Origin of the sequence: Rhodococcus sp. (in: high G+C Gram-positive bacteria), from assembly GCF_049286785.1 — a bacterium.
Classification (GTDB): Bacteria; Actinomycetota; Actinomycetes; order Mycobacteriales; family Mycobacteriaceae; genus Rhodococcus_F.
Map to the genome: position 1 here is coordinate 1 of NZ_JBAQEO010000473.1, position 2,645 is coordinate 2,645.

Genomic DNA, 2,645 nt, shown 5'->3' on the forward strand with positions numbered 1-2,645 from the left:
GGCGTCGGGCCGTGATCGTCGGCGGCGGCTACATCGGACTGGAGACGGCCGCCTCGTTGCGTGCACTGGGTCTGGAGGTCACCGTGCTCGAGGCGACCGGGCGCGTCCTCGAGCGGGTCACCGCCCCGGAGGTATCGGCGTTCTTCGACCGGATCCACCGGGAGGAGGGCGTGAACATCCGGACGGGCGCGCTGGTCGAGGCTCTGTCCGGCGACGGCAGGGTCCGCGAAGTGATCCTGGCCAGTGGCGAATCAATTCCCGCCGACCTCGTCATTGTCGGCATCGGCGTTGAGCCGAACACCGAGCTCGCCGCCGCCGCGGGTCTGGTCGTCGACAACGGCATCGTGATCGACGACCAAACCCGGACCAGCGACCCCGACATCGTGGCCGCCGGGGACTGCGCCAGTCACGACATGGCCCGTTACGGCCGTCGCATACGCCTGGAGTCCGTGCCGAGCGCGGCCGAGCAGGCCAAGGTCGCCGCCGCGACCGTCTGCGGGAAGTCCAAGAAGATAGCGGCGCTTCCATGGTTCTGGTCAGATCAATACGATCTCAAGCTCCAGATCGCCGGTCTCAACACCGGGTACGACGAAGTCGTCCTCCGCGGCGACCCGACCCGGGACCGCGACTTCACCTGCTTCTACCTCCGTGCCGGCGAGCTCATTGCCGCCGACTGCATCAACCGTCCCCGCGACTTCATGTTCAGCAAGCGGGCCATCACGCAGCAACTCCCCATCGACCGGGCCGAACTGGTGCTCGCCGGCTCGGCCTGAGATGACGGGTCCTTGGGCGATGGGTACGACGACAGCGAGTGCGGACCGCGTTTCGGAAAGGAACATCAGTGACGAACGTCATCCATCTCCCGCTGGCGAAGGGTCGTGAGCGGCTCTCGTCGGTCCTCATGGTGCCACTGCCGAGTCGGGTCGACGCGGCCCTGCTAAGGGCCAGTGACCGGTGGCCTGTCCGTGAGCTCGCCCCGCCCCCGGCGGGGTCGGGCCTCAAGCCGGTCCTAGGGACCGCCGGCTTGCCTCTGCTCGGTCACACCCTGGACTACATCCGGTTCGGCTCTAACTTCTCCCGGGCCAGGTACCAGCGGTTAGGACCGGTCTCGTGGATGGGCGCCTTCGGCACGAAAATAGTGGCGGTGGCCGGCCCGGATGCCACACAGGAGGTGCTGACGACCAAGGCGAAGTCGTTCTCCCAGGATGGGTGGACCTATCTCATCGATGCCTTTTTTCACCGGGGCCTGATGTTGATGAGCTTCGACGAACACAGGATGCATCGGCGGATCATGCAGGAGGCGTTCACCCGCGACCGGCTCGCCGGCTACGTCGACCAGCTCGGCCCGACGCTGGAGACCAGCATCCCCGGGTGGACAGCGGGCCAGTCCACGCGCATCTACCCGCTGCTGAAGGCCCTGACTCTCGACGTCGCAACGAAGGTCTTCATGGCAGGTCGGGGGGGGAGCGAGGACACCGACGCCATCAACGACGCCTTCGTGGCCACCGTGCGTGCGGCCAGCTCGATCATCCGTTTCCCGCTGCCGGGGACTCGTTGGCGAGCCGGAGTCCGTGGGCGCGCGCTCTTGGAGGACTACTTCACCCGGCACCTGCCGGCGGCTCGAAGTGGCCAGGGAGGCGACCTCTTTGCGGGGCTGTGCCATGCGCGCACGGCCGACGGTGAGGCGTTCACCGATGAGGACGTCGTCAGCCACATGATCTTCTTGATGATGGCGGCCCACGACACATCAACCATCACCACCACCGCTGCCGCCTACTTCCTCGCCAAGCACCCGGCCTGGCAGGAACGGGCGCGGGCCGAGTCCGACCAACTCGGTGGACGCCGCCCGGACATCGACGACCTGGACTCGCTGGGGACTCTCGACCTGGTGATCAAGGAGACGCTGCGTCTGGTGGCGCCCGTGCCAATCGTGATGCGCAAGACGGTCGAGAACGTGGAGATTGCCGGACACCACATCCCGGCGGACACCCTGGTGGCCGTGGCTCCGTCGGTGAACCACTTCGACGAGTCGTGTTGGACCGACCCCGACACCTTTGACCCTGACCGCTTCAGCGAACCGCGGCGTGAGGACCAGAATCACCGCCTCGGGTGGATCCCCTTCGGAGGAGGGGTACACAAGTGCATCGGTCTGCACTTCGGCACCCTCGAGGTCAAGGCGATTCTGCACCACATGCTGCGCACCTACACCTGGACGGTCCCCGACCAGTATGAAGCGAGGTGGGACAACACCTCGCTCCCCATTCCGGTCGACGGGTTGCCGATCACCCTGGAGCGCAGATGAATCAGGCACCGGTGGCGTACTTGGGGGCGACCGACTTCCTCGACATCGAGCACGAGTCCGTCCGGGCGTTCACCGCCGCCGCGGTTGGGGATGCGAGCACCGACCGGGACAAGGCGAAGCGCCTCTTCGCCACCGTCCGCGACCAGATCTGGTACGACCCCTACCCGGTGTCGGACGATCCCGCCCATTATCGAGCGAGCTTCGTCCTCGAGACCGGGCGCGCCTATTGCGTCCCGAAGGCGGTGCTCTTGACCGCGGTGTGCCGTGCGGCAGGGATTCCGGCGCTGCTGGGCTTTGCCGACGTCCGAAATCATTTGCAGACCGAAGCGTTGCGAGCGCTCAT

The 2,645-nt window shown here is 66.6% G+C and carries 3 protein-coding genes; all 3 read left to right on the forward strand.

Going from position 1 to position 2,645, the window contains the following annotated elements; all coding sequences use genetic code 11:
- Window positions 1-773 (forward strand): NAD(P)/FAD-dependent oxidoreductase (locus WAW17_RS17030; RefSeq protein WP_422334118.1); only part of this gene is annotated, 773 nt, incomplete at its 5' end.
- Between the two features lie 68 nt (window positions 774-841).
- The gene (locus WAW17_RS17035) at window positions 842-2,302 is read left to right on the forward strand and encodes a cytochrome P450 (RefSeq protein WP_422334119.1); all 1,461 of its coding nucleotides are present in this window, start codon (window positions 842-844) and stop codon (window positions 2,300-2,302) included.
- The coding region (locus WAW17_RS17040; protein WP_422334120.1) for a transglutaminase-like domain-containing protein at window positions 2,299-2,645 on the forward strand (347 nt) is incomplete at its 3' end. The genes WAW17_RS17035 and WAW17_RS17040, both read left to right, overlap by 4 nt.